Source organism: Kutzneria buriramensis, from assembly GCF_003387475.1.
GTDB lineage: Bacteria > Actinomycetota > Actinomycetes > Mycobacteriales > Pseudonocardiaceae > Kutzneria > Kutzneria buriramensis.
The window spans coordinates 775,648-801,881 of record NZ_QUNO01000001.1 but is presented as its reverse complement, the minus strand read 5'-3'; the positions used below and the strand labels follow the sequence as shown (position 1 = coordinate 801,881).

The 26,234-nt window shown below is 71.4% G+C and carries 28 protein-coding genes and 1 pseudogene; 15 read left to right on the top strand and 14 right to left on the bottom strand.

The genetic code is table 11. The features are described 5' to 3' along the window. Positions 1–22 precede the first annotated feature (22 nt). The gene (gene hisN, locus BCF44_RS03870; protein ID WP_116172617.1) at positions 23–805 is read left to right on the top strand and encodes a histidinol-phosphatase; all 783 of its coding nucleotides are present in this window, start codon (positions 23–25) and stop codon (positions 803–805) included. Positions 806–893: 88 nt separating this feature from the next. Here the strand turns inward: hisN and BCF44_RS03865 are convergent. The 4 genes and pseudogenes from BCF44_RS03865 to BCF44_RS03850 form a co-directional block, all read right to left on the bottom strand. Continuing rightward, positions 894–1,163, bottom strand: a pseudogene (locus BCF44_RS03865) (hypothetical protein); the annotation flags it as partial. Then, positions 1,160–3,337 (bottom strand): glycohydrolase toxin TNT-related protein, encoded by a 2,178-nt coding sequence (locus BCF44_RS03860; RefSeq protein WP_116172616.1) that lies wholly within the window; start codon positions 3,335–3,337, stop codon positions 1,160–1,162. The gene BCF44_RS03860 and the pseudogene BCF44_RS03865, both read right to left, overlap by 4 nt. 8 nt (positions 3,338–3,345) lie before the next feature. After that, the gene (locus tag BCF44_RS03855) at positions 3,346–3,657 is read right to left on the bottom strand and encodes a WXG100 family type VII secretion target (RefSeq protein WP_116172615.1); all 312 of its coding nucleotides are present in this window, start codon (positions 3,655–3,657) and stop codon (positions 3,346–3,348) included. Further along, on the bottom strand, positions 3,654–4,094 hold the full coding sequence (locus BCF44_RS03850) for a YbaB/EbfC family nucleoid-associated protein (RefSeq protein WP_246014810.1): 441 nt from the start codon (positions 4,092–4,094) through the stop codon (positions 3,654–3,656). Before BCF44_RS03850 ends, BCF44_RS03855 begins: the two co-directional genes overlap by 4 nt. Before the next feature lie 88 nt (positions 4,095–4,182). On the opposite strand from BCF44_RS03850, the gene BCF44_RS03845 reads away from it, so the two are divergent. Beyond that, on the top strand, positions 4,183–4,629 hold the full coding sequence (locus tag BCF44_RS03845) for a MaoC family dehydratase (protein WP_246014809.1): 447 nt from the start codon (positions 4,183–4,185) through the stop codon (positions 4,627–4,629). Here the strand turns inward: BCF44_RS03845 and BCF44_RS03840 are convergent. Genes BCF44_RS03840 through BCF44_RS03820 form a run of 5 tightly spaced genes read right to left on the bottom strand, consistent with a single transcriptional unit; the run spans position 4,610 to position 8,091 of the window. Beyond that, entirely contained in the window at positions 4,610–5,206 is a 597-nt protein-coding gene (locus BCF44_RS03840) for an adenosylcobinamide amidohydrolase (RefSeq protein WP_116172614.1), read from the bottom strand. The two genes, BCF44_RS03845 and BCF44_RS03840, sit on opposite strands and share 20 nt — an antisense overlap. Further along, on the bottom strand, positions 5,203–5,799 hold the full coding sequence (locus BCF44_RS03835; RefSeq protein ID WP_116172613.1) for a GNAT family N-acetyltransferase: 597 nt from the start codon (positions 5,797–5,799) through the stop codon (positions 5,203–5,205). Before BCF44_RS03835 ends, BCF44_RS03840 begins: the two co-directional genes overlap by 4 nt. Beyond that, a complete protein-coding gene (locus BCF44_RS03830) occupies positions 5,796–6,725 on the bottom strand; it encodes a hydroxymethylglutaryl-CoA lyase (protein WP_116172612.1) in 930 nt (309 codons plus the stop codon). Before BCF44_RS03830 ends, BCF44_RS03835 begins: the two co-directional genes overlap by 4 nt. After that, positions 6,722–7,249, bottom strand: a complete 528-nt coding sequence (locus BCF44_RS03825; protein WP_116172611.1) for a PH domain-containing protein — start codon at positions 7,247–7,249, stop codon at positions 6,722–6,724. The genes BCF44_RS03830 and BCF44_RS03825 overlap by 4 nt, the downstream gene beginning before the upstream one ends. A gap of 44 nt (positions 7,250–7,293) precedes the next feature. Continuing rightward, the gene (locus BCF44_RS03820) at positions 7,294–8,091 is read right to left on the bottom strand and encodes a biotin--[acetyl-CoA-carboxylase] ligase (RefSeq protein WP_116172610.1); all 798 of its coding nucleotides are present in this window, start codon (positions 8,089–8,091) and stop codon (positions 7,294–7,296) included. Positions 8,092–8,210: 119 nt separating this feature from the next. Between BCF44_RS03820 and BCF44_RS03815 the strand changes: the two genes are divergently transcribed. From BCF44_RS03815 to BCF44_RS03800, 4 genes are read left to right on the top strand one after another with little or no spacing between them, the layout of a single operon-like run. Continuing rightward, positions 8,211–9,848 (top strand): acyl-CoA carboxylase subunit beta, encoded by a 1,638-nt coding sequence (locus tag BCF44_RS03815; RefSeq protein ID WP_116172609.1) that lies wholly within the window; start codon positions 8,211–8,213, stop codon positions 9,846–9,848. Next, positions 9,845–10,051 carry an acyl-CoA carboxylase subunit epsilon gene (locus BCF44_RS03810; protein ID WP_116172608.1) on the top strand — a complete coding sequence of 69 codons (207 nt, stop codon included), beginning with the start codon at positions 9,845–9,847 and terminating at the stop codon, positions 10,049–10,051. Before BCF44_RS03815 ends, BCF44_RS03810 begins: the two co-directional genes overlap by 4 nt. A 59-nt stretch (positions 10,052–10,110) precedes the next feature. Further along, the gene (locus BCF44_RS03805; RefSeq protein WP_342775554.1) at positions 10,111–11,949 is read left to right on the top strand and encodes a Xaa-Pro dipeptidyl-peptidase; all 1,839 of its coding nucleotides are present in this window, start codon (positions 10,111–10,113) and stop codon (positions 11,947–11,949) included. A 52-nt stretch (positions 11,950–12,001) separates the two neighbouring features. Then, on the top strand, positions 12,002–12,619 hold the full coding sequence (locus BCF44_RS03800) for a Maf family protein (protein WP_116172607.1): 618 nt from the start codon (positions 12,002–12,004) through the stop codon (positions 12,617–12,619). On the opposite strand, the gene BCF44_RS03795 is transcribed toward BCF44_RS03800, so the two are convergent. After that, positions 12,614–13,309 carry a hypothetical protein gene (locus tag BCF44_RS03795; protein ID WP_147328382.1) on the bottom strand — a complete coding sequence of 232 codons (696 nt, stop codon included), beginning with the start codon at positions 13,307–13,309 and terminating at the stop codon, positions 12,614–12,616. The two genes, BCF44_RS03800 and BCF44_RS03795, sit on opposite strands and share 6 nt — an antisense overlap. A gap of 145 nt (positions 13,310–13,454) precedes the next feature. Between BCF44_RS03795 and BCF44_RS03790 the strand changes: the two genes are divergently transcribed. The 7 genes from BCF44_RS03790 (at position 13,455) to BCF44_RS03760 (ending at position 18,747) form a co-directional block, all read left to right on the top strand. Next, positions 13,455–15,242, top strand: a complete 1,788-nt coding sequence (locus tag BCF44_RS03790) for an acetyl/propionyl/methylcrotonyl-CoA carboxylase subunit alpha (protein ID WP_116172605.1) — start codon at positions 13,455–13,457, stop codon at positions 15,240–15,242. A gap of 51 nt (positions 15,243–15,293) precedes the next feature. Continuing rightward, positions 15,294–15,818, top strand: a complete 525-nt coding sequence (locus BCF44_RS03785) for a DUF1707 SHOCT-like domain-containing protein (protein ID WP_246014808.1) — start codon at positions 15,294–15,296, stop codon at positions 15,816–15,818. Between the two features lie 10 nt (positions 15,819–15,828). Beyond that, complete coding sequence (locus BCF44_RS03780) at positions 15,829–16,350, top strand: GNAT family N-acetyltransferase (RefSeq protein WP_116172885.1); 522 nt, start codon at positions 15,829–15,831, stop codon at positions 16,348–16,350. Between the two features lie 6 nt (positions 16,351–16,356). Further along, positions 16,357–16,953: a DUF3558 domain-containing protein gene (locus tag BCF44_RS03775; protein WP_116172604.1), complete on the top strand. Its 597-nt coding sequence runs from the start codon at positions 16,357–16,359 to the stop codon at positions 16,951–16,953. 105 nt (positions 16,954–17,058) lie between these two features. Beyond that, positions 17,059–17,418 carry a transcriptional regulator gene (locus BCF44_RS03770; RefSeq protein ID WP_116172603.1) on the top strand — a complete coding sequence of 120 codons (360 nt, stop codon included), beginning with the start codon at positions 17,059–17,061 and terminating at the stop codon, positions 17,416–17,418. Continuing rightward, a complete protein-coding gene (locus BCF44_RS03765) occupies positions 17,418–17,975 on the top strand; it encodes a PPE domain-containing protein (protein WP_116172602.1) in 558 nt (185 codons plus the stop codon). Before BCF44_RS03770 ends, BCF44_RS03765 begins: the two co-directional genes overlap by 1 nt. 1 nt (position 17,976) lies before the next feature. Then, entirely contained in the window at positions 17,977–18,747 is a 771-nt protein-coding gene (locus tag BCF44_RS03760; RefSeq protein ID WP_246014807.1) for an ESX secretion-associated protein EspG, read from the top strand. A 141-nt stretch (positions 18,748–18,888) separates the two neighbouring features. Here the strand turns inward: BCF44_RS03760 and BCF44_RS03755 are convergent, their stop codons facing one another. Further along, positions 18,889–20,694, bottom strand: coding sequence for a glycerol-3-phosphate dehydrogenase/oxidase (locus tag BCF44_RS03755; RefSeq protein WP_116172601.1), 1,806 nt, complete (start codon positions 20,692–20,694; stop codon positions 18,889–18,891). A 121-nt stretch (positions 20,695–20,815) separates the two neighbouring features. Between BCF44_RS03755 and BCF44_RS03750 the strand changes: the two genes are divergently transcribed. Both BCF44_RS03750 and glpK read left to right on the top strand, forming a co-directional pair. Next, on the top strand, positions 20,816–21,562 hold the full coding sequence (locus BCF44_RS03750) for an MIP/aquaporin family protein (RefSeq protein ID WP_116172600.1): 747 nt from the start codon (positions 20,816–20,818) through the stop codon (positions 21,560–21,562). Between the two features lie 20 nt (positions 21,563–21,582). Further along, the gene (glpK, locus tag BCF44_RS03745; RefSeq protein ID WP_116172599.1) at positions 21,583–23,085 is read left to right on the top strand and encodes a glycerol kinase GlpK; all 1,503 of its coding nucleotides are present in this window, start codon (positions 21,583–21,585) and stop codon (positions 23,083–23,085) included. Positions 23,086–23,116: 31 nt separating this feature from the next. On the opposite strand, the gene BCF44_RS03740 is transcribed toward glpK, so the two are convergent. The 3 genes from BCF44_RS03740 to BCF44_RS03730 form a co-directional block, all read right to left on the bottom strand. Further along, positions 23,117–23,722, bottom strand: coding sequence for a class F sortase (locus tag BCF44_RS03740; protein ID WP_116172598.1), 606 nt, complete (start codon positions 23,720–23,722; stop codon positions 23,117–23,119). A gap of 158 nt (positions 23,723–23,880) precedes the next feature. Next, positions 23,881–24,651: a hypothetical protein gene (locus BCF44_RS03735; RefSeq protein WP_116172597.1), complete on the bottom strand. Its 771-nt coding sequence runs from the start codon at positions 24,649–24,651 to the stop codon at positions 23,881–23,883. Positions 24,652–24,770: 119 nt separating this feature from the next. Further along, positions 24,771–26,174: an NAD(P)H-quinone dehydrogenase gene (locus BCF44_RS03730; RefSeq protein ID WP_116172596.1), complete on the bottom strand. Its 1,404-nt coding sequence runs from the start codon at positions 26,172–26,174 to the stop codon at positions 24,771–24,773. Positions 26,175–26,234: the final 60 nt, after the last annotated feature.

Below are 26,234 nucleotides of genomic sequence, written 5' to 3'. Positions count from 1 at the left end.
TAGGCGTGACAACATCCAACCCGTGTCAACCTTTGGTGCCGACTTGGCCTTGGCGTTGCGGCTGGCGGACGCGGCCGACGCGATAACACTGTCCCGGTTCCGGGCCCGCGACCTGCGGGTGGAGCGCAAACCGGACCGCACGCCGGTCACCGACGCCGACGTCGCGGTCGAGGACGCGGTGCGCGAGCTGATCGCCGCCGAACGTCCGGACGACGCGATCATGGGCGAGGAGCGCGGCGGTAGCGCCGGGCCTGGGCGGACCTGGGTGCTGGATCCGATTGACGGCACCAAGAACTTCCTGCGCGGCGTGCCCGTGTGGGGAACGCTGGTGGCGCTGGTCGTCGACGGCCAGCCGCAGGTGGGCCTGTGCAGCGCCCCGGCGCTGGGCCGCCGCTGGTGGGCGGCCGCCGGCGAGGGCGCGTGGACGTCCGACCCGCTCACCGAGCCGAGAAAGATCTCCGTCTCGGGCGTGTCGGCCATGGAGGACGCGTACCTGACCACCACCGACCTCGGCGCGTGGACCACCTACCACTCGCGCGAGGCCTACCTGCGGCTGGTCGACGCCTGCTGGGAGAGCCGGGCGTTCGGCGACTTCTGGTGCCACTGCCTGGTCGCCGAGGGCGTCATGGACGTCGCCGCGGAGGCGATCGTCAATCCGTGGGACGTGGCGTTCGCGCAGATCCTGGTCACCGAGGCCGGCGGCCGGTTCACCGACCTCGGCGGCAAGCCGGACTACTCGGCCGGCTCGGCGCTGAGCACCAACGGCCACCTGCACGACGAGGCGCTGCGCCTGCTGGCGCGCTAGGTCAGACCTGCGGAGCCGGCGCCTGCGGAGCGGGCGCCGGCTGGGCGGCAACGGGCTCGGCCCGAACTGGTGCGGCCGGTTCCACCGCCGGCAGCACGCCGACCGCGCCGCGGGCCACCTGCGCCCAGGTCAGCCGGCCGAACAGGTAGTGGCAGGCGACCTGCTCGTTGCTGAACCGCGCCCAGTCGTAGCGGTTGCCCTGCTCGCGCCAGAACACCTCCCACGTGACGGTCCCCTCCTCGCCGAGGGGCTCCTCCCGCAGCAGGCACCACGCGTTGTCGGCCTCGGTGCCGACGGAGACCACCTCGGCGGGCACGCCGACGGTCTCCAGCCAGGTCGTGATCGACTCGGCGTTCATGCGACAGCCTCCAGGAAGCCCAGCGCGACGAGGTCCGCGGCGGGGTAGACGGATCGGTAGCGGACGCCGCCGCCGGCCTGGGCGAACCAGGCGGCGCTGATCGTCTGCCACATGGGCAGCGGGGCGAGCACCCGGTACCGGCGATAGCCGGCCTCAAGGTGCTCGGGCGGCAGCGAGCGCTGCGTGAACGGGGTGTTCTCGGCGCTGAACACGCGCCCCTCGGGGGTGCCGAAGCGGTCGATGACGGCGCCGGGTTCGAGCACGACGGCCTCGCCGGCGTCGCAGCCGCCCTCGGGGAACAGCTCGCCGGGCGGCCACGCGTACTCGGCGCGGCGCTCCTCGGTGCCGGCGCGGACCAGGAACCGGCGGTCCCAGTCCCGCTCGTTCTCGCCGCCGAGGGGGTCGTAGCCGTCGGCCAGCCCGCTGTCCTCGCCGCCACGCGGTTCGGGCGCCTCGGCCGGCGTCGACCCGAGCGCCTGGATGAGGCCGGAGTCGGGGTGGTCGTGCGGCGGGAACCGCAGGCCGGCGGCGTAGTCGACCTCGGCGGGCGGCGGCGGCAGCTGCCGCGCCGGCCGTGAGCTGGGCGTCGGCATGTGGCCGATGGGGAACATGTAGACGAGGAACAGGCCCGGCGAGACGGTCTTCTTCACCACCGGCTTCACCGGGGCGACGGAAGGGTCGACGTACACGCCCGAGAGGTCGCCGGGCGACGGTCGGCGCGTCGTCGAGTTGACGATCGCGCCGGCACCCGCGCCCTGCGCGCCGCCGGGCGGCTGCTGCGCGTACGCCTGGCCGACAGCGCCCTGACCAGCGCCGACGCCCGGCTGGCCGGCACCGACGGACCCAGCGCCACCAGCCATCGGGCCGCCGACAGCGCCACCACCGGCAACAGGCCCCCCGGCAACACCGCCAGCGACAGGACCGCCGGCAGCCGGACCCCCGGCGACAGGCCCTCCGGCAACGGGAGCACCGGCAACGGGACCGCCCGGCGCGCTGATCCCCGGCGCACCGGGCGCGCCGTACACCGGCCCGACCGGCATGCGCGGACCTGCCACGCCACCAGGACCGGCGGCGACCGGCGCATCCGCCGGCGGCGTCCAGTACGTGTTGCCGCCACCGCCACTAGGCGCCTGGTACGCGGGCGCCTCCGGTGCCGGAGGCGGGCTGTACACGGGAGCCGCCGACTGCACGGTCGTCGACTGCGGCACGTGCGGCGCGACATGCACCGGCCCCGTCGGCGTGGGATCCGAGTACACCGGCGAGGGCGTGTAGCCACCGCCACCGCCACCCGAGTAACCGCCGCCGTAGTCCGGCGGCGTTGCGGCGTCGACGACGTGCCGCGGTACAGGCCCGGTCGGCGCGGCGGAGTTGTCCAGCGGCACGACCGGCGGAGCCCCGGCCGGATGGGGGCCACCCACGGGGAACTGCCCGGTTGGCGCGTCGGCGCCCATCACCGGCAGCACCGGCAGGCCGGTCTTCGGGTCGATCACCTGCCCCGTGGTTTTGTCGACATATTGACCTGTGGCCGGGTCGACCTGGAACCGCGTCGGGTCCACGCCCGGCGTCGACATCAGCCCGTCCACGGTCGGCAGCCCGGAGGACAACCCCAGCAGGCCGCCGTTCTTCCCGGTCGCCTGGTACGACAGATCGGCCGGCGTATCCGCCGTGACGGTCGGCGTGGCCAGGGTCGACGGGTTCACCGCGCCGGTGAGGTCGCCGAGGATGCCGTTGATGTCCGCGCCGGCCCCCGACAGCAGCGTCGGCAGGCCGGCCTTGGACAGGTCGCCGGGCGTCGCGCCGGCCGCCCCGGCCTGCTGCGACACCGCCGTCAGCTTGCGCACGATCTCGACCTTGGCGGCGCCGATCTTCTGCGCGGCCTGCTCCAACCGGTCGGCGGCGGCCAGGCAGCCCTGCACGGCCTGCGTGAACTTGGCGTTCTCGCCCTGCACGAACTTGCCCCAGTACTGGTCGGCGGCGTCCGCGGCCTGGCCGCTCATCGCGCCGAGCGCGTCGCTGGCGGCCTTGTCGGCGTCCTTGGCCAGCGTCGTCAGCTTGGCCGCGGCCGTCCGCCACGCCTGCGCGGCGTTGTGCATCTTGGTCTCGTCGGCCTGCGGCCACTGCACGCCGACCTGCCCGGCGATCCCGGCCAGGTCGGCCGGCAGGGTGATGCCCATGTTTCCCCTCAGTCCGACGTGCCGGTGGCGATGACCTGGTCGGCCGACCGGTGGATGTGCGCGTGCTTGGCCAGCCGCCCGCCGACGTCGGTCAGCTGCCCGGGCAGGGCCTTGACCAGCTCGAACGTCGCCTCGGCGGACTCGAGGTAGCCGGTGGCGAAGCTCTGCCCGACCGAGTCGCCGCCCCAGCACCGGCCGGCTTCGGCCAGCGCGTCGGACAGCTCGGTGAAGATCGACTGCGCGGTGCCGGACAGCCCGTCGAGCTGGCCCGCCCGATCCAGTACCCGCTCGACGTCGGTGCTGAAACCGCCGGTGTTCACGCGTTCCTCCCGTCCACCAGCCAGTTGCGGTGCTCGAAGCTGTCGTCCTCGCGGGACGCCGGCCGCGGCGCCGGCGCGACCTCGGCGTCGGTCACGTCGGCGCGGCCGGACAGCACGGCGTCGGGATCGGCCCCAGCCGGCAGCACCGACGCCAGCTGCTCGTGCATGCGCTTGGTCGCGCGGGCGACCGCCAGATCCGTGGTGCGCACGATCGTCTCGGCCAGTTCGGCCGGCCGCAGCCGCCGGTAGGCGAGCTCGTCGATGACCAGGTCGATCAGCGTTCCCCTGGGCCCGACGGTCACGGTCACCAGCTCGTCGTGACTGGTCGCGGTCTCCTGGATCGCGGCCAGCCCGCGCTGCACCGCGACCAGTTGCTCCCGACTCCGCCGGTAGTCGGCCATCAGCTGGTCGACCTCGGCCTGGTGGTCAACTGGCACGCCGTAACCTCCCGCCATGGTGAGCACGTCAGAGGGTCGGACGTCCGTTCGCCGCGTTCGGTTCCACCCGATCGGGTAGGAATGAGCCGTGATCGCATTCGAGGACCTGCCCGCCGGCCGCGTGGTCGAGCTGGGCAGCACCGTCGTGGACCGGGACGAGATGGTGGCCTTCGCCGCCCGGTTCGACCCGCAGCCGTTCCACCTCGACGAGGAGGCCGGCAAGAACTCCGTGCTCGGCGGCCTGTGCGCGTCCGGCTGGTACACCATGTGCCTGTGGATGCGGGCGTACGCGGACCGCGTGCTGGCCGGCTCGACCTCGCAGGGCTCCCCCGGCGGCAAGGACCTGCTGTGGCCGGCGCCGGTGTTCCCGGGGGACAAACTGGACTTCTCGCTGGAGGTGCTGTCCGCACGGCTCTCGCGCAGCCGGCCGAATCTGGGCCTGGTGGAGATCCGCGCGCAGGCCGACCGGGACGGCCAGCCGGTGCTGCGGTCCACGTTCACGGGCATGTTCGGGACTAGCGCAGCCCGGAGCTGACGGCCTCGTGCACGGCGCGGGCCAGCGCGGCGCCGATCCGCGAGCGCGGCCCGCCGTACTGCTCGGCGGGCCCGAAAGTGGGGCACAGCAACACAACCGCGTCGGTGGCGGTGCCGGTGCCGTCGACGCCGGCCTCGAACAGGGCCTGAGACTTGGCCTCCGTCACGGTGGCCACGGCGTTCACCAGCGCCGCGGGTCCTAATCGGACGGGCAGCCGGCACACGGCGTTGATGGTGCCGATGCGTTCGCCGGTGGCGTCGGGCGCGGCGGCCCAGGTCGGCACGCGCACCCCGGTGGTCACGTAGGCGGTGACGCCTCGTTCCGTCACCGCGATGACCTTGCGCACGTCCACGGCGGTGAGCAGGCCGATGCCGGGGCCGGCCAGGTTGAGCTCCCGGGCGATCTCCGCGATGTGTCGGTCCGGGTCGAGCCGGTCGTAGCCCGATGGCACGGTGGCGTTGAGCACCCAACCGCGATCGCCGATGCCGCCGCCGTAGGGCGCCGAGGAAATGGCCAGCCGGGGTTCGTCGAAACGCCACACGAGCACCGGCGACGAGTCGACGAAGGCCGTGATCACCGGAGGTCTCTCCGGACCAGGGCCCGCTTGATGCCCCGCCGGCCGATCAGCTCGAAGCCGGCTTCCATGAACATCGCCAGGGTGCCGTGGTACAGGGTGCTGACCTGCTTGCGTTCCCCGTCCGTGTCGGTGGGGTAGCCCTCGATGCAGCGGGCGCCGTGCTCTGCCGCGTAGGTCACGGCGGCGGCCAGAAGCGATCTCGTGATGCCGGTACCGCGGGCCGTGCGGTGCACGAAGAAACAGGTCACCGACCACACGTCCGACAGGTCTTCACGGGGATCGGGCGGCGCGGCGACCGCGGAGCGGTCCAGGCGGATGTGCGCCAGCCGCGGCGCGACGGCCACCCAGCCCAGGGCCCGACCGCCGGCGTCCATCGCGAGCAGACCCACCGGCTCGCCGGAGCCGACGAGCTCCCCCAGCGCCTCGCGGTTCGGCTCCCCCTTGTTGCGCTTGAACTCCGTGGCCGTGCGGCGGAACCACATGCACCAGCAGCCGCTGGCGCCGCCCTGCGGCCCGAGCAACTCCTGGAGCGCGGGCCAGTTCCGCTCGGTCAGGGCCTCGACCGTGACGTCGAGCCCGGTGCCGGCACTCATCCGGCCAGGGCCCGCACGACCCGCGACGGGCTCGGCCGCCCCAGCCGCTCCGCCATCCACGCGCTGGTGGCTACCAGCGCGTCCAGGTCGACGCCGTGCTCGACACCCAGACCGTCCAGCATCCACACCAGGTCCTCGGTGGCGAGGTTGCCGGTCGCCGACTCCGCGTACGGACAGCCGCCCAGGCCGCCGGCCGACGAGTCCACTGTGGTCACTCCACAACGCAGTGCCGCCAACGTGTTCGACAGCGCCTGGCCGTAGGTGTCGTGGAAGTGCACGGCCAGGTTGTCGACCGTCGGGAAGCCGCCGACGACCGCCTCGACCTGTCCGGGCGTGGCGACGCCGATGGTGTCGCCCAGCGACAGCTGCGAGCAGCCCATGTCCAGCAGCCGGGTCCCGACCGACACCACCTGCGCCGGCGATACGTGCCCCTCCCAAGGGTCGCCGAAGCACATCGACACGTAGGCGCGGACGTCCAGGCCCTCCTTGCGGGCGCGGGCGACCACCGGCTCGAACATCGCGAACTGTTCGTCCAGAGTTCGGTTGAGGTTCTTGTTGGCGAACGTCTCGGTGGCGCTGCCGAAGATCGCGATGTGCCGGACGCCGGCGGCCAGCGCGCGGTCCAGGCCGCGCTCGTTGGGCACCAGCACCGGGTAGGCCACGCCGTCCCGCTGCTTGAGGCCGGCCAACAGCTGCTCGGCGTCGGCCAGCTGCGGCACCCACTGCGGGTGCACGAAGCTGGTCGCCTCCAGCACGGACAGGCCGGCGTCGGCCAGCCGGTCCAGGAACTCCAGCTTCACCGCGACGTCCACGACCGACGACTCGTTCTGGAGGCCGTCGCGCGCGCCGACCTCCCAGATCGTGACGCGCTCGGGCAGCCCGTCGGCGCGGACCGTGCTGGGCAGGCCGACGGATCGGGCCGTCACCGGTGGCCCCGCTCGGAGTGGCCGGGGTGGAAGTCGTCATTGGGGTCGTCGTTGATCTCCCGGTAGAGCAGCGAGTGCACGTACTCCACGTTGGGGATGTCGTCGAACTCCAGCGGCTCGTCCGACGCCGACTCGATGATCAGCGTGCCCGCGCCGACCAGCCGGTCCAGCAGGCCGTGCCGGAACTGCACGCTGTTGATCCGGGACATCGGGATGTCGATGCCGGTCCGGGTCAGCACGCCCTCGCGCACCATCACACGGTGGGTGGTGAGCACGAAGTGCGTGGTCCGCCAGCGGATCAGCGGCCCGAGCACGATCCACACGATCACGATGAGGGCGATCGCCCCGATCGCGATCCAGGCGTACTCGCGCCAGCTCTGGCTGCTGACCAGCGCGGCGAGATAGGCGCCCGCGGCGACCGTGATCAGGAAGACCACCGTCGGCCAGAACAGCATCTTCCAGTGCGGGTGCTTGTGGATCACGACGTGCTCGTCCTCGCCGAGCAGGTCGTCTGGATAGGCCACGGCGATTCCTCCCGAAGCTGGTGACGCCGCCACGGTACCGGTGGTCAGTCGGCCGCCGATCGCAGGTGCACCACGTCACCTGCGTGGACGCTGTGCCGGCGGCCGTCCTCGGTGCGGATCACGAGCTGCCCGTCGACGTCGATCTCGACGGCGGTTCCCTGGAGCTCACGGTCGCCGGGGAGCTCGATACGCACCAACTGGCCCAGGGTGGAGCAGTGTCGGCGGTACTCGGCGTGCAGGCCGGAGGTGAGCGGATCGCCGTCGTGCTGCCGCCAGGCGTCGTCCAGCTCGGCGAGGTTGCGCAGCAGGTGGACGGCGATTTCCGTACGGTCCGTGGTGGTCGCGCCCTGCTGCTCCAGCGAGGTCGCCGGCAGGCCGCCCGCGCCGGGCGGCACGTCGCCGGGCAGGGTCGCGACGTTCAGGCCCATGCCCAGCACCACGGCCCCGTCGGCCTCGGCGAGGACGCCGGCGCACTTGGACCCGTTGGCGAGCAGGTCGTTCGGCCACTTCAGGACGGCGTCGACGCCGAGGGTGTTGGCGGTGCGGGCCAGCGCGACGCCGGCGAGCAGGGTGATCCACGGGATCCGGTGCGGCGGCACGTCCGGGCGGAGCAGGACGCTCACGTACAGGCCGGTGTGCGGCGGGGAGACCCAGGTGCGGGCGCGGCGGCCCTGGCCGGCGGTCTGCTCCTCGGCGAACAGCACGGTGCGGTCGGCGGCGCCCGTGCGGGCGGCCTCCCGCAGGTCGGCGTTGGTGGAGCCGGTGCTCGCGACGACGTCGACCTGTGCGTACGGGCCAATCAGCGCGGCTCGCAACCGGTTCTCGTCCAGGGGTTGGGGCACGGTTGCAGAGCGTATGTGCCTGAAACCGACATTCGGTGTGTCTGTAAGCGTGACTCGCCGGGGTGATGTGGGCTACGTGTCAGTAACCTCCGGCGGGACCGTGGTTAGAGTGCCTCGGCATGAGCAGTGCGACCGAGCCAGTGGGTGTCGCTCCAACGGCGGAGCCGGACATCCACACCACCGCCGGCAAGCTGGCCGACCTCTACCGCCGCAACGACGAGGCGGTGCACGCGGGATCCGAGCGTGCCATCGAGAAGCAGCACGCCAAGGGCAAGCTCACCGCCCGGGAGCGGATCGACCTGCTGCTCGATCCCGGCTCGTTCATCGAACTCGACGAGCACGCCCGCCACCGGTCGACCAACTTCGGCCAGGAGCGCAACCGGCCCTACGGCGACGGCGTGGTCACCGGCTACGGCACCGTCGACGGCCGCCGGGTGTGCGTGTTCAGCCAGGACGTGACCATCTTCGGCGGCTCGCTGGGCGAGGTCTACGGCGAGAAGATCGTCAAGATCATGGACCTGGCCATGAAGACCGGCAGCCCGATCGTCGGCATCAACGAGGGCGGCGGCGCGCGCATCCAGGAGGGCGTGGTCTCGCTCGGCCTGTACGGCGAGATCTTCCGCCGCAACACGCACGCCTCCGGCGTGATCCCGCAGATCTCGCTGATCATGGGCTCGGCCGCCGGCGGCCACGTCTACTCGCCCGCGCTCACCGACTTCACCGTGATGGTCGACAAGACCTCGCACATGTTCATCACCGGCCCGGACGTGATCAAGACCGTCACCGGCGAGGACGTGGGCTTCGAGGAGCTCGGCGGCGGCCGGACCCACAACACCAAGTCCGGCAACGCGCACTACCTCGGCTCCGACGAGGAGGACGCCATCTCCTACGTCAAGGAGCTGCTGTCCTACCTGCCGTCCAACAACCTCGCCGAGCCGCCGGTCTTCCCGGGGATGGAGGAGGCCGGCTCGGTCGCGGACGGGCTCACCGACGCCGACCGCGAGCTGGACACGATCGTGCCCGACTCGGCCAACCAGCCCTACGACATCCACGAGGTGATCTCCCGCGTCGTCGACGACGGCGAGTTCCTCGAGGTGCACCAGCTGTTCGCGCCGAACATCGTGGTCGGCTTCGGCCGGCTGGAGGGCCACGCGGTCGGCGTGGTCGCCAACCAGCCGACCCAGTTCGCCGGCTGCCTGGACATCGACGCCAGCGAGAAGGCGGCCCGCTTCGTCCGCACCTGCGACGCCTTCAACATCCCGGTGCTGACCTTCGTGGACGTGCCGGGCTTCCTGCCGGGCACCGACCAGGAGTGGAACGGCATCATCCGCCGCGGCGCCAAGCTGATCTACGCCTACGCCGAGGCGACGGTGCCGCTGGTCACGGTGATCACCCGCAAGGCCTACGGCGGCGCGTACGACGTGATGGGCTCCAAGCACCTGGGCGCGGACCTGAACCTGGCCTGGCCGACCGCGCAGATCGCGGTGATGGGCGCGCAGGGCGCGGCCAACATCGTGCACCGGCGCACGCTGGCCGAGGCCAAGGAGCGCGGCGAGGACGTGGAAGCGTTGCGCGCCAAGCTGATCCAGGAGTACGAGGACACGCTGTGCAACCCGTACGTGGCCGCCGAGCGCGGCTACGTCGACTCGGTGATCCCTCCCTCCTACACCCGGGGCTATGTCGCCCGCGCGCTGCGCACCCTGCGCGAGAAGCGGGAAGCGTTGCCGCCCAAGAAGCATGGGAACATCCCGCTGTGAGCGGCGAAGAGCGTCCGCTGCTGCGTGTCGTCCGGGGCAACCCGGACGACACCGAACTGGCCGTGCTGACCGCGGTGGTGAGCGCCGTCGCGGCCGCCCCCACCCGTTCGGACGAACCCGCCGCGCCGTCCCGCTGGGGCGCCCCGCAGCTGCGCCAACCGCTGCGGCCGGGCCCTGGCGCGTGGCAGTTCTCCCACCGCTGACGACAGACCCGCCTATCGGCTCTACTGCGTGACTCGGGACGGTTCGTAACGTCGTTCCGGTGAAGGTGACACGGTTATCCACCCTGCTGACCGGTCTCGTCGCCGGGTTGACGATGGCGCTCGTCCCGGGTCTGGCCGGGGCTGCCCCCGCGGCCCCGCACGACGGCGGCAGCCAGCCGATCTACAGCTACGCCAACGCGATCCGTGAGACCGCCTGGGTCGACACCGGCCTGAAGGACCCGAGCGGCAAGGCGGTCCGGGTCGCCGCGGACATCATCCGCCCCTCGGAGCTGAGCTCCGGGGTGCCGGTGATCATGGACGCCAGCCCCTACTACGCCTGCTGCGGGCGCGGCAACGAGTCACAGCTCAAGACCTACGACTCGGCCGGCAAGCCGCTCCAGTTCCCGCTGTACTACGACAACTACTTCGTGCCCCGCGGCTACGCGATCGTGCTGGTGGACCTGGCCGGCACCAACCGCTCCAACGGCTGCGTGGACGTCGGCGGCCCGTCGGACATCGGCTCGGCCAAGGCCGTGGTCGACTGGCTGAACGGCCGCGCCACCGCGTACACCTCCGCCACCGGGTCGACCACCGTGAGGGCCACCTGGACCAGCGGCAGCGTCGGCATGATCGGCAAGTCCTGGGACGGAACCATCGCCAACGGCGTGGCCGCCACGGGGGTCGCCGGCCTGAAGACGGTCGTGCCGATCTCGGCGATCTCCTCCTGGTACGACTACTACCGGGCCAACGGCGCCGACCTGACCGCCGGCCAGCCGTCCGGGCTGTCCAGCCTGGTGGAGAACTCCGCCGCGCAGAACGGCTGCGGCAGCGTGCAGTCCGCGATCGACGCCGGCTCGCCCACCAACGGCAACTACACGTCCTGGTGGGACCAGCGCAACTACTACAAGTCGGCCGCCAACGTGCACGCCAGCGTGTTCATCGCACACGGTGTCGAGGACACGAACGTCAAGACGATCAACTTCGGGCAGTGGTGGGACGCGCTGGCCGCGCAGGGCGTGGAGCGCAAGATCTGGCTGTCCCAGACCAGCCACGTGGACCCGTTCGACTACCGCCGCACGCAGTGGGTGGACACCCTGCACCAGTGGTTCGACCACTACCTGTTGGGCGTGGACAACGGCATCCAGAACGGGCCGCAGCTGTCGGTGGAACGCACCCCCGACAACTGGGTCGACGCCGCCAGCTTCCCCGAGGCGGCCACCGCCACGTCGCTGAAGTTGAGCGGCACCACCACGAACGGCCTCGGCAAGCTCGGCAGCACCGCGCCGAAGGCCGGCGCGGTGGAGACGTTCACGGACAACCCCAGCCTGAGCGAGACCAACTGGGAGTCCAATCCGGACACCGCCAACAGCGCCCGGGTCGTGTTCAGCAGCGGCACTCTTTCCTCCCCCGTCACGGTCTCGGGCACCAGCACGATCACCGTGACGGCGTCGTCGTCGGGCACCAGCGGGCAGGTGTCGGCGGTGCTCGTCGACCTCGGGCCGGAGACCGTGCGCAACTTCGACGGTGACGGCGAGGGCATCGTCACGGGCACCACCCGGACGTGCTTCGGCTCCGGGACGCCCAGCGACACCGGCTGCTTCCTCGACACCTCGGCCGACACGATCGACGTCAACGCCGAGGTGATCAGCCGCGGCTGGGCCGACCTCGGCCACTACGCGTCGCTGGGCAGCAAGGCGACCTTGACGCCGGGCAAGCAGTACACGATGACGTTCAAGCTGGCGACGACCGACCACCAGGTGGCGGCCGGGCACCGGCTCGCGCTCATCGTCGGCGGCACCGACAACGGCTACATCACGGCCGGCAGCGGCAAGCCGAAGATCACGCTCAGCCTCACCGGCACCTCCATCCAGGTTCCGCTGGTGGGTTCCCTGCCGTAATCGCGGATGCCACGGGCGGGCCCGCCCCGCCCGTGGCCTAGGGTTCGCAGCCGTGCGACTCGTTCTCGGCTCCGCGTCCCCCGCCCGCCTCGGTGTGCTGCGTGCCGCCGGCATCGACCCCGTCGTCCGGGTGTCCGGTGTCGACGAGGACGCCGTCGCGGCGGCGCTGACCGATCCCCGCCCCGACGAGCTCGTCACCGCGCTGGCCGAGGCCAAGGCGCACGCCGTCGTCGAGGCGCTGGCCGGCGAGCTGCCGGACGCGGTGGTCATCGGCTGCGACTCGATGCTGTCGATCAACGGCCGGATGGTCGGCAAGCCCGGCACCCCCGAGGTGGCCCGCGCCCGCTGGCAGGAGATGGCCGGCAAGACCGGCGACCTGCTCACCGGCCACGTCGTGCTGCGCCTGGTCGACGGCGCCGTGGCCCGTCAGGCCTCCGGCGCGGAGACCACCACCGTCCGCTTCGGCACCCCCACCGACGCCGAGCTCGACGCCTACATCGCCACCGGCGAGCCGCTGGCCGTCGCCGGCGCGTTCACATTGGACGGCATGGGCGGCTGGTTCGTCGACGGCATCGACGGCGACCACTCCAGCGTGATCGGGATCAGCCTGCCGCTGACCCGCCGGCTGCTGGCCGAGGTCGGCGTCAGCGTCGTCGACCTGTGGTCATGAGGAGCACTCGGACAGCTTCGACGGCGCCACCTCGGGCCACCCCGGCAGGTCCTGCGGCCGCGCGTAGACGGCGCTGCACCCCACCTCGTCGCCGGTGAGCTGGAACACGTCGGCCACGACCTTCGTGCACGAGGCGGCGGGATTGTCGCCGCAGCGCCGCTGCACCGTCACCACATCGGGTGTTCCGTCGCCGTCGACGTCGCGCAGCGCGAGGTAGCCGGCGTCCGAGCCGAACGGCATAGCGGTCTGGCTCCACGCCCCGGCCTTGTCGACGTACACCTCGCCGACCACGCCGCCGTCCTGCGGCCCCTGGAGCAGGCAGGCCGACGTCTTGCCCTCCTCGCAGGTGATCGACTTCCCGACCACGGTGGGGATCTGCGAGCTGAAGACGACCGTGCCGCGGTCCGAGGTGATACGCAGCCGCGCGGACTGGCCCTTGCCGTCGGCCAGCAGCTCGACGGTCTCCTTGAACTGCGGCATCGACACGCTGGCCAGTTTCACGCACGCCGCCTGCCCGCACAGCTGGACCTGTTCGGGCGTCGCGGGGCCCGCGTCCACCCGCGTGCCCTGCCCCGACTCGCCCGCGGCCGACCGCAGCTGCCGCATCACGACCGTGGTGCCCAGGGCGGCGACCAACACCAGCGCGGCGGCCACAACCGCGATCACAACCGGTCGGGACGTCCTGGTCATGCGCCGGCACCTCCTGTCGTTCCCCCCGAGTCTGCACGTCAACCCCGCCCCCGCGCTCGTCCGGCCGTGAGCATGGTCTCCCCCCGCGCGGGGTTACTCGTCCGTAGACTGCTGCGAAACGCGCAGTCGTACGAGGAGGTATGGCGTGCCAGAGTCGGCCGCAGACCTGGGCCCCATCACGCTGCACAAGGTCCTGGTCGCCAATCGTGGTGAGATCGCCGTACGGGTGATCCGCGCCTGTCGCGACGCCGGCCTGGCCAGCGTCGCCGTGTACGCGGACCCGGACCGGGACGCGCCCTTCGCGCGGATGGCCGACGAGGCCTTCGCCCTCGGCGGCTCGACCCCCGGCGAGAGCTACCTCGTGATCGACAAGCTGCTGGACGTCGCCAAGCGCGCCGGCGCCGACGCGGTGCACCCCGGCTACGGCTTCCTGTCGGAGAACGCCGACTTCGCGCAGGCCGTGCTGGACGCCGGCCTGGTCTGGATCGGGCCGTCCCCGCAGGCCATCCGCGACCTCGGCGACAAGGTCACCGCCCGGCACATCGCCATGCGCGCCGGCGCGCCGCTGGTGCCCGGCACCAAGGACCCGGTGTCCGGTCCCGACGAGATCGTCGCCTTCGCGCGGGAGCACGGGCTGCCGGTGGCGATCAAGGCCGCCTTCGGCGGCGGCGGCCGCGGCCTGAAGGTCGCCCGCACCATCGAGGAGATCCCCGAGCTGTTCGACTCCGCCGTCCGCGAGGCCGTCACGGCGTTCGGGCGCGGCGAGTGCTTCGTGGAGCGCTACCTGGACAAGCCCCGCCACGTCGAGGCGCAGGTGGTCGCCGACAAGCACGGCAACGTGATCGTCGTTGGCACCCGCGACTGCTCGCTTCAGCGCCGGCACCAGAAGCTGGTCGAGGAGGCGCCCGCGCCGTTCCTCACCGACGAGCAGCGCGCCCGGATCCACAGCAGTGCCAAGGCGATCTGCGCCGAGGCCGGCTACTACGGCGCCGGCACCGTCGAGTACCTCGTCGGCCTGGACGGGTCGATCTCCTTCCTGGAGGTCAACACCCGGCTCCAGGTCGAGCACCCGGTCAGCGAGGAGACCTCGGGCATCGACCTGGTGCTGGAACAGTTCCGCATCGCCGCCAACGAGAAGCTCCGCTTCACCGAGGACCCGGCCCCGCGCGGCCACTCCATCGAGTTCCGGATCAACGGCGAGGACGCCGGCCGCAACTTCCTGCCCGCGCCCGGTGTCGTGACGACGTTCGTCGAGCCGGCCGGCCCCGGTGTGCGCGTGGACGCCGGCGTGCGCTCGGGCGACGTGATCGGCGGCCAGTTCGACTCGTTGCTGGCCAAGCTGATCGTCACCGGCGAGGACCGGCGGCAGGCGCTGGCCCGGGCCCGCCGCGCGCTGGACGAGATGGTGGTCGAGGGCATGGCCACCGTGCTGCCGTTCCACCGCGCCGTCGTCCGGGATTCGGCGTTCACCGCCGAGGACGGATTCACCGTGCACACCCGGTGGATCGAGACGGAGTTCGACAACACCATCGCGCCGTTCACCGACCCGGCCACCGCCGAGGAGGAGGACGGCGAGCGGCAGACCGTGGTCGTCGAGGTCGGCGGCCGTCGGCTGGAGGTGTCGCTGCCGTCGACGCTGTCCGTCGGCGCGGCCGCCCCGGCCGCGGCAAAGGCCAAGCCCCGCAAGCGTGCCGGCAAGTCCTCGGCGGCCGTGTCCGGTGACGCCGTGGCGGCGCCGATGCAGGGCACGATCGTCAAGGTCGCGGTCGCCGACGGGCAGGTCGTCGAGGCCGGCGAGCTGCTGGTGGTGCTGGAGGCCATGAAGATGGAGAACCCGGTCACCGCGCACAAGGCCGGCACGGTGAGGGGACTCGCGGCCACTCCGGGCGAAACGGTCACGCAGGGCACGGTGTTGTTGGAGATCAAGGACTGACCTGACGGATGTCATGACGGACAACCGTGGGTGCGCCGTACGATTGGCCACGTGAACGAGTCCCCGGACATGCGGATCGGTGACACCGAACGCGAGCAGGCGCTCGCCGCGCTCGGCGAGCACATGAGCGCCGGTCGGTTGACCATCGACGAGTACGGGGAGCGGTCGGCCAAGGTGACCGCCGCGCGCACCCGCGGCGAGCTGGTGGAGCTGTTCACCGACCTGCCGGACCCCCAGCCGGGTTCGGCGCCCCGGCCGCAGCCGGCGGCTGCGCCCACGCAGCCGCCGGCCAAGATTGCCGAGGCCGAGGTCTCCCGCCGCACCGGCCTCCGGGTGTCCATGGCCACCATCTCGGCCGCCAGCTGGCCGGTGTGCATCGCGATCGGCCTCACCACCGAGCGGTGGCAGTTCATGGCCGTGCCGTTCCTGCTGAGCTGGTTCACCGGCGCGCTCTGGGGCCGTGGCCGTCACGACGACCGGGACCAGGGCCGCCGCGAGCGTGACCGCTGGCGCGAGGAACGCCACCAGATCCGGGACGACATGCGTCGCCGTCGAAGGGAAATCCGCGGGGATTAGGTTGGATCCCGTGGAACCGGTCGAGATCAACGCGGGTAGGTACTACCTCCGTCAGTTGCGGGCCGACGACAGGATCGACGACCGGCCGTCGATCCTGGAGGCGTTCACCGATCCGATCAGCCTGCGCTGGATCAGCCACCGCATCACGGACCTGGCCGGCGCGGGCGACTACGTGGCGATGCGGGCCCGGCAGTGGGCCGACGACGAGCGCTGCTCGTGGGCGGTGGCCGACCAGAACACCGGGGAGCTGCTGGGCGAGGTCGGGCTCAAGGACCTGAACCTCGACGCCGGTTTCGCGGCGGCGGCCTGCTGGGCCGCGCCCCGGCACCGCAATCGCGGCGTGGTCAGCGATGGCCTGGCCGCGGCGCTGCGGTTCGGCGCCGGCGCGCTGGGCCTGACCAGGGTCGAGTACCTGTTCCAGGACGGCAACGAGTCGTCGCGGCGGGTCGCGGAGAAGTGCGGCTTCGCCTACGACCGGACGGTCGACCAGTGCGGGGCGAAGGTGCACGTCTGGACCCGGTCGCTAGTCTGACCGGCCATGCGACTCGCGCTGCTCCTGCTGTGCGCGGCGGTGGCCCTCGCGGGCTGCTCCGTGTTCCCGGTGTCCGAGGCCAGCCAGACGCACGACAACACCACGTCGGCCTCGCCGGCGCCGACGACTCCCACCACGACCAGCCTCACGCTGCCGCCGCGACCGCGGGAGCTGCCGCTGGACAAGGTCAACCCGTGCACCATCCTGACCAAGCAGCAGCGGACGCAGCTGAGCCTGGACACCACGCCCACGCCGTACACCGACACCGAGCTCAAGGCCCGGGCCTGCACCATCCGGGGGACCTACAGCGGCCAGGTCGCGCGGCTCGCTCTCGTCACGAACGAGGGCGCCGAGCTGTGGATCTCCGACGAGGCGCAGAACACCGCCAAGGTGATCTCCGTCATCGGCTTCCCGGCGCTGGAGGTGCGCACCCCCAACCTGGACACGCTCTGTAACGTCGAGGTCGACGTGGCCCAGGGCGAGTTCCTGGACGTGCTGTTCCGGGACGGCGGCAGCGCCACCCCGATCCCCCAAGATGATCTTTGCCTTGGCGCGCAACGGGTCGCCGAGGCGGCCATGAACAGCCTGTCCACCGGCCACTGATGGCGGATTGACAGCACCGGGCGGGTGGATTTCACCCTAGCCACTCCCGGCCGTCACGCAGTGTCGCTAGAGTGTGTGGGCCACCCCAACCAGCGGAGGTCACTCGTGCCGCAACGGACCACGACGCCCGACCCGGCCGCGGTGGCTTCGGGCGGCTTCCGGGTCGATCCGGCCGCGATCCCCGGCCTGCGCAAGGTGTTCACCACCGCGCTGGTGAAGCTGGACCAGCAGATCGAGATGGCCATCTCGGACGTGCGGATCCGGCCGTGGGCCGGCGACCCCGTCAGCCAGCAGGCCGCGAGCGACTTCAACAACCACGCCTCCGGCGGTGACTCCGCGCTGGACGCGTTGCAGGCCTACCAGCGCCAGCTGCGGGGCGCGCTGGACGCGTTGACCGAGGTCGAGCAGGGGTACCACACCGTGGAGCAGGACAACACCAGGCTGATCCAGCAGGGTGGCTGCTGATGACCGGCGTGCGGTGGCGGGGCTACACCCACCAGGAGCTGTACGACGCGATCAACGCCGGGCCCGGCGCGGCCGCCTCCGCCGACCCCGCCGCGCGCTGGGGCGCGATCTCCACCACGCTGTCGGAGATCAGCGGCGACCTGAACTCCGGCATCGGGACCGCCACCGCGCACTGGAGCGGCGCCGCGTCCGAGTCGGCGATGGCCGGGATCGCGCAGCTGGCCAAGTGGGCCGACGAGGCCCACGCCAACGCCGAGAACGTGCGCGTCAGCACCGAGGTGCAGGCCGACTACGTCACGCAGGCGCGGGCCGACATGCCGCCGCCCGTGCCGACGCCGCCCGGGCCGTCCGACTGGCTCGGCAACCTGGTCGCGCTGTTCACCGGGCAGATCGACGCCGAGGTCATCGAGGCCGCCCAGGACGCCGCCGCGACGCGGGCGTTCGAGGTGATGAGCACGTACGAGACGAACACCGCCACCAACACCGCCTCGCTGCGGGCGTTCGACGCCGTGCCCGTCGTGACCGCTCCCGTCGTACCCCACCAGCGCGGGTTCTGACTTGCTGACCCTGTCCGAGCTCGAGTTCGACGTGCTGTGGGAGCACCTCCGGCTGCCCGAGATGCCGCTCGCGATCAAGGTCGCGTCGCCCGGGAAAACGCACGTCGAACGCGAGGACATCACCCGCACCGTCTGGGACTCGCTGGCCGACCGCGGCCTCGTCGGCGGTTCCCGGGGCATCGACGAGGACCTCGTCGACCTGCTCGGATTGCTCGACCAGCCCGACTGCGAGCTCGACGCGCGGCTCTGGCTCGACGGCGGCGTGCGGGCCCTGGTCGCCGCCAAGGGTTCCGACGCCGTGCTCGCCCGCCTCGCCGACGGCTGCCTGACGCTGACGCCCGTCGAGGTCTCCTCGCTGCCCCGCGCCGCGCTGTCCCTGCTGCCCGAGCTGCCCGCCGGTCCCGGCTACTCCATCACCGTGCCCAGCGCCGACCTCGACGCCGCCGCCGCGGAGGCCGAGACCGCCGACGAGCTCGGCTGGATCCTGCGGGACCACGGCGTCTCCCCCGACGAGGCCGACGAGTTGGCCGCCATGGTCGGCAACGTCCGCCGCCGCGGCCAGTTCGGCGCCGCCGCCCGCGACCAGTGGGGCCGTCGCCACCGCCCCGACCGCGTCATCGGCTTCTTCGACACCCCGCGCGGCCGCTACGTCCAGATCCGCCGCGCCAAGCCCGGCGGCGTCGCCTGGAGCACCGTCGCCCCCGCCGACGACCGCCGCCTCGACCAGCACATCACCGCCCTGTTGAACGACGCCGTCGGCCTCACCCTGTAGCTCTTTTGCCACATGCGCTTCCTACTTGTCACCAGCTGCCAAATGGGAAGCGCATGTGGCATCGCTCAGCCCTTGACGCCAGATGCGCTTCCTATGTGGCGTCAAGGGCCAAGTAGGAAGCGCATGTGGCGGAAAAGCCGGTCAGCCGACGGGGTCGCGGAGGTCGCGGGCTTCGGGGGCGCTGATGCGGCGGGCATCCGCCGCCTGGTCGTTGGGCTCCGACTGGGAGTCCCGCTCGGCCTGCACCCGCGCCGTGTAAACCTCGATCTCACGGGCGATCCGCGCCTCGTCCCAGCCCAGTACCCCGGCCATCAGCCGAGCGACCTGGTCGGCGCAGTCGACACCGCGGTGCGGGTACTCGATGGAGATCCGGGTCCGCCGGGTGAGGGCGTCCTCCAGGTGCAGCGCCCCCTCGTGCGAGGCGGCGTAGACGATCTCGACCTGGAGGTAGTCGGGGGCGGCGGGCAAGGGGCGCAGCAGGTCGGGATCGCCGTCGGCGACGGCGAGCACCTCGTGCACGAGCGACCCGTACCGGTCGAGCAGGTGCCGCACGCGGTACGGGTGCAGCCCGTGCCGGGTGGCGAGGTGGTCGGCCTGATTGACCAACGCGTAGTAGCCGTCGGCGCCGACGAGCGGCACCTTGTCGGTGATGGACGGCTGGAGCCGCCCGGTCAGGTCGGCCCCGGCGGCGTCGACGGCGTCAGCGGCCATCACGCGGTACGTCGTGTACTTGCCGCCGGCGATCGCGACGAGACCGGGGGCGACGCGGGCGACGGCGTGCTCGCGGGAGAGCTTCGACGTGGACTCGCTCTCGCCGGCCAGCAGCGGCCGCAGACCGGCGTACACGCCCTCGATGTCGTCGTGCGTGAGCGGCGTGGCCAGCACGGTGTTGACGTGGTCGAGGATGTAGTCGATGTCGGCCTTGGTGGCGGCGGGATGCGCCAGGTCGAGGTTCCAGTCGGTGTCGGTGGTGCCGACGATCCAGTGGTTGCGCCACGGGATCACGAACAGCACGGACTTCTCGGTGCGCAGGATGAGCCCGGACTCGGCGACGATCCGGTCCCGCGGCACGACGATGTGCACGCCCTTGCTGGCCCGCACCCGGAACCGCCCGCGGCTGCCGGACAGCCGCTGCAACTCGTCCGTCCACACGCCGGTGCAGTTGATGACGGCGTTGGCCTTGACCTCGGTCTCCCGACCGTCCTCGGCGTCGCGCACGCGTACGCCGGAGATCCGGTCGGCCTCCCGCAGGAAGCCGATGACCTGCGTGGACGTCCGTACCACGGCGCCGTAGTGGGCGGCGGTGCGCCCGACGGTCATGGTGTGCCGCGCGTCGTCGGACTGGGCGTCGTAGTACCGGATGCCGCCGATGAGCGCGGACCGCTTGAGCGCGGGGAACATCCGCAGCGCGCCGGCGCGGGTGAGGTGCTTCTGCCCCGGCACCGAGCGGGCGCCGCCCATGGTGTCGTACATGAGCAGGCCGGCCGCGGTGTACGGCCGCTCCCAGTACCGGTGGCTGAGCGGGTAGAGGAAGCTGACCGGCTTGACCAGGTGCGGCGCGATCCGCGTGAGCATCAGCTCACGTTCGCGCAGCGCCTCCCGCACCAGCCCGAACTCCAACTGCTCCAGGTACCGCAGGCCGCCGTGGAACAGCTTGCTGGACCGGCTGGACGTGCCGGACGCGAGGTCGCGGGCCTCGACCAGCGCCACCTTCAGGCCGCGGGTCGCGGCGTCGAGCGCGGTGCCGACGCCGACCACGCCGCCGCCGACCACCACGACGTCGAACGTCTCCGAGCCCAGTCGCTGCCAGTCGCGCTCCCGCTCCGCGAGGCCGAGTCGGCCGGTCTCCGCCGAGGCGGCCACCTGTGTCGCTGGAGCTGCTGCTGGTTTCCGGGTGGCCACGCCACTCGCCTCCCGCCGGTCGAGGAGTCGGATACGACGGATCATCACGCTACCTGCAACCCGCCCTCGGCGGGCAGTGGAGCCGTTCGGCCATGGACAGCACCGGTACCGCTAAGTAACGTCCGTTTTCCCGTTTCCAACGGCGTCGACGGGCGTGGAGGTGGCTATGGGCTATGGCGCGATCTTCGTCTGGGAGACTCTCGGCACCGCGCTGCTGATCCTGTTGGGCACCGGTGTGGTGGCCAACGCGGTGCTCAAGAACACCAACGGCAACAACGGCGGCACCCTGTTCATCAACGTCGGGTGGGGCTTCGCGGTCTTCACCGGCGCGAGTGTCGCCAATCCGAGTGGTGCTCACCTGAATCCGGCGGTGACGCTGGGGCTGGCCATCGCCAAGAAGGTCAGCTGGGACAAGGTCCCCTTCTACTTCGCCGGCGAGATGGCCGGCGCGATCATCGGTGCGATGCTCTGCTGGGCGACGTACAAGCTCCAGTTCGACAAGCACGACGAGCCGCAGAACACGCTGGGCATCTTCTCCACGGCGCCGCGCATCCCGGGCGTCGCCTGGAACCTGGTGACCGAGATCATCGGCACCTTCGTGCTGCTCATCTGGATCCTGGAGAGCCCGACGGTCAAGGCCGGCTCGGACGGCATCCCGCAGTTCGGCAACTCGGCGCTGGGCTACGCCGGCGTGGCGTTCGTGGTGCTGGTGATCGGCACCTCGCTCGGCGGCCCGACCGGCTATGCCATCAACCCCGCCCGCGACCTGGGCCCGCGACTCGCGTACGTGTTCCTGATGCCGATCAAGGGCAAGGGCGACGGCAACTGGGGATACTCCTGGGTGCCGGTCGTCGGCCCGCTGGTCGGCGGCGCGCTCGCGGCGCTGCTCGCCCTCGCTCTGCCCGCATCCTGAAAGTCCGGAAAGGCGAATTCATGTCCTCCTATGTGGCAGCCATCGACCAGGGCACGACGTCGACCCGCTGCATGATCTTCGACCACTCCGGCCGGGTGGTCGCGGTCGACCAGAAGGAGCACCGCCAGATCTTCCCGAAGGCCGGCTGGGTGGAGCACGACCCCGAGGAGGTGTGGGCCAACACCAGAGAGGTCGCGGCCGGCGCCGTCGCCAAGGCCGACCTGCACGTCAGCGACATCGCCGCGGTCGGCATCACCAACCAGCGCGAGACCGCGGTGGTGTGGGACCGGACCACCGGCAAGCCGGTGTACAACGCGATCGTCTGGCAGGACACCCGCACCGACAAGATCTGCGACGAGCTCGCCGCGCTCGGCGGCGGGCAGGAGCGCTACCGGGCCAGGACCGGCCTGCCGCTGGCGACGTACTTCTCGGGTCCGAAGATCCGCTGGATCCTGGACAACGTCGAGGGCGCGCGGCAAAAAGCCGAGGCCGGCGACCTGGTGTTCGGCAACATGGACACCTGGGTGCTGTGGAACATGACCGGCGGCGTCGACGGCGGCGTGCACGTCACCGACCCGACCAACGCCTCCCGCACCCTGCTGATGGACCTGGACACGCTGGCCTGGGACGCCGGCATCGCCCAGGACATGGGCATCCCGCTGTCCATGCTGCCGGAGATCCGCTCCTCGTCCGAGGAGTACGGCAAGGTGCGCGAGCGCGGCGCGCTGGCCGGCGTGCCGATCTCGGGCATCCTCGGCGACCAGCAGGCAGCCACCTTCGGCCAGGCCTGCCTGTCGCCCGGCGAGGCCAAGAACACCTACGGCACCGGCAACTTCGTGCTGCTCAACACCGGCACGGAGAAGGTGCTCAGCGAGAACGGGCTGCTCACCACGGTCTGCTACAAGATCGGCTCGGACGCGACGGTGTACGCGCTGGAGGGCTCCATCGCGGTCACCGGCTCGCTGGTGCAGTGGATCCGGGACAACCTGGGCATGATCAGCTCGGCGGCGGAGATCGAGGAGCACGCCCGGTCCGTCGAGGACAACGGCGGCTGCTACTTCGTGCCGGCGTTCTCGGGCCTGTTCGCGCCGTACTGGCGGTCCGACGCCCGCGGCGCGATCGTCGGCCTCACCCGCTTCGTGAACAAGGGCCACCTCGCCCGCGCTGTACTGGAGGCCACGGCGTTCCAGACCCGCGAGGTCATCGACGCCATGAACGCCGACTCGGGAGTGCCGCTGACCTCGCTGAAGGTGGACGGCGGCATGGTCGTCAACGAGCTGCTCATGCAGTTCCAGTCCGACATCCTCGGTGTGCCGGTGATCCGGCCGGTGGTCGCGGAGACCACCGCGCTGGGCGCGGCGTACGCGGCCGGGCTGGCGGTCGGGTTCTGGAAGAGCGAGGACGACATCCGCCAGAACTGGGCCAAGGACAAGGAGTGGGCGCCGGCGATGGACGAGGACCGCCGCGCCTCGGAGTACGCGAACTGGAAGAAGGCCGTCACCAAGACCTTCGACTGGGTGTGATGGTGCTGAGGGGCCGGTTCTGGCCGGCCCCTCAGGCCTTGTCCAGTGTGGCGAACACGATCACGTTGTCCACGTAGCTGTGCGCCTCGCTGTCGAACGCGCCGCCGCAGGTGATCACCCGCAGGTCGGCGGTGCTGGTGTTGCCGTAGACCGCGTCGGTCGGGAAGTTGGCCTTGGGGGCCAGCTCCACCTTCTGCACGGTGAACGTCGCGGTGGTCTTGTCCTGGCGGGCGACGGAGATCTTGTCGCCGGCGGCCAGCTCGTGCAGCCGGAAGAAGATGCCGGCCTGCTTGTTCCCGTCGACGTGGCCGAGGATCACCGCCGGCCCGATCTCGCCGGGCGTGGGGCCCTCCTTGTACCAACCGGCCTGCATCGGCGTGCTCACCGGCGGCACCTCGATGGTCTGGTCGGCGTTGAGGCCGAGCGGCACCAGCGACGAGTGCGCGCCGATCTTGGGGATGTCCACCGACACCGGCGTGGACGCCGCCAGCGACGGCGGCTTGGGCGCATCGGTGGTTGTGGTGGTGGCGTGAGTGGTCGCCGCCGCCGCGGGCGAGGGTTCCGGCGCGGGCTGGCCGCCGCACGCGGCCGTTGCGAGGGCGAGGGCCAGCAGCAGCCCGGTCAGGGCCTTCTTCATGGTGAGCTCCGGGTGTGTTGGTCGCGCCGCCGTGGCTTTCGTGCACCCCTGCAAAACGAAAGCCGCGACGGCGCGACCGATGATGGGCTCGCCATCACCCACCAGACGTAAGCCGGTGGCCGACGGGTTGCCTCAGACGACGGATTCGTTCGGACGAGTCACTCGACGACGGTGGCGGTGGCTCCGCCACCGGTCTGCGGCGCGCCCACCGGCGTCTTGGTGACCTGCTTGGCCGGCACCGTGAAATTGGTGGTGACGGTCTTGTCCCCGCAGGTCAGCGCCAAGTAGTAGGTGCCGGCACTGGTACCCGGCCGGAGCGTGGCGGTGGCGGCGACGTTGCCGTCGTAGTGGTTGGTCGGCGTGTACCCGTAGTTGCTGAAGAAGAGCGCCGGCGAGAAGAACACGCCCTTGACGTTGTCCGGGCAGTAGCCGAACGCGACGTTGCCCTCCGTGTACTGGTACACGTTGGTTCGACCGGGCAGCGCAGCGGTATCGGCGTTGAGCTGCACGGTCTGCTGCTTCTGGGCCGGCGGCGTCGTCGTCGTGGTGGGCGGCGGCGTGGTCTGCGCCGGCACCGTGAAAACGGCGTCGACCTCCTTGTCTCCACAGGTCATGAACAGCGGCCAGGTACCGGGAGTGACAGGGAGACCGGGCTTCAGCGTCGCCCGGGCGGCGACGTTGCCGTGGTAGTGGTCGGTCGGCCCGTACTGGTAGTCGCTGAAAACCAGTGCCGGCGAGGAGAACACGCCCTTGCCGTTCGGGCAGTTGCCGAACGCCGTGTTGCCCCCGGTGAACTGGTACACGTTGACGTTGCTGCCGGCGTTGAGCTGGACGGTCGGCTTGTCGTTGTCGGCCGCGAGCGCGACCGGCGCGAACGCGGTCAGGGCGGCGGCGGCAGCGACGCCGCCCACGATCATCTTGCGGAACATTTCTCGATCCCCCCGTTGGGCATCTTGCTCGGACACCACAAAGACGTGGCGATATCCGACAAGTTGCGCCTGGTCAGGGGCAACCTTTTCGGGGCTTCAGGCGTTCAAGCGAGTTGGCCTCAGTCGAGGTCGTCGTGCCGCATCAGCTGGCGGCCGGCGTCGGTGATCGAGCCGGACAGCGACGGGTACACCGAGAACGTGTGGGCCAGGTGCTCGACGGTCAGCTGGTTCTGCACGGCCAGCGCGATCGGCAGGATCAGCTCGCTGGCCGAGGGCGCCACCACCACGCCGCCGATGACCACGCCGGTGGCTGGACGGCAGAACAGCTTCACGAAGCCGCGACGCAGGCCCTCCATCTTGGCGCGGGGGTTGGTGGCCAGCGGCAGCATGATCGTGCGGGCCGGCACCTCGCCGGAGTCGATCGCCTGCTGGCTGATGCCGACGGTGGCGATCTCGGGGTTGGTGAAGACGTTCGCGGCGACGGTCTTGAGCCGGATCGGCTGCACGCCCTCACCGAGCGCGTGCCACATGGCGATGCGGCCCTGCATGGCGGCGACCGAGGCCAGCATCAGCACGCCGGTGCAGTCGCCGGCGGCGTACACGCCGCTGACCGAGGTGCGGGACACCCGGTCCACCGGGATGAAGCCGCCGCCGCCCGGCTCGATGCCGAGCTTGTCCAGGCCGATGTCGCTGGTGTTGGGCACGGAGCCGACGGTCATCAGGGCGTGGCTTCCCTCGACCGTGCGACCGTCCTCCAGGTAGACCTTGACGCCCTTCTCGGTGCGCTCGACCCGGCTGGCGCGGCCGTGCTTGGCCATCTCGCTGCCGCGCTCGGTGAACACGTCCTCCAGCACGGCGGCGGCGTCGGCGTCCTCGTGCGGCAGCACCCGGTCCCGGCTGGAGACGAGGGTGACCTTGACGCCGATCTCGGTGTAGGCGGAGGCGAACTCCGCACCGGTCACGCCGGAGCCGATCACGATCAGGTGCTCGGGCAACTCGGTGAGGTCGTAGATCTGCCGCCAGTCCAGGATGCGCTCGCCGTCGGGCACCGCGCCCGGCAACACGCGCGGGGTGGCCCCGGTGGCGATCAACACCACATCGGCCGGCAGCACCTCGGTGCCGCCGTCGGCGGTGTGGGCGACGACACGGTGCTGGGCCAGGCCCGGCGCGTCGTCGCAGAACCGCGCGGTGCCGGTGATGATGCGCACGCCCTCGCGCTGGAGCTTCGCCCGCACGTCCGCGGACTGGGCCAGTGCCAGCCCCTTCACCCGTCCGTGGACGACCGGCACGTCCACCGCGGCTTCCGAGTTCTCGGTGCGAATGCCCAGCTCACCGGCGTTGCGGAAGGCCGAGCGGGCACCGGCGGAGGCGATGTAGGTCTTGGACGGCACGCAGTCGTAGAGCACGCAGGCGCCGCCGAGGCCGTCCCGCTCGACCACGGTCACGTCGGCCCCGTGCGGCGCGGCGACCAGCGCCGCCTCGTAGCCGGCCGGGCCACCGCCCATGATCACGATCCGGGTCACCGGGTTCCTCCCAATACGCCTGTCCGCGGGCGCTACGAACTTACATCCTCACGCGCCGAG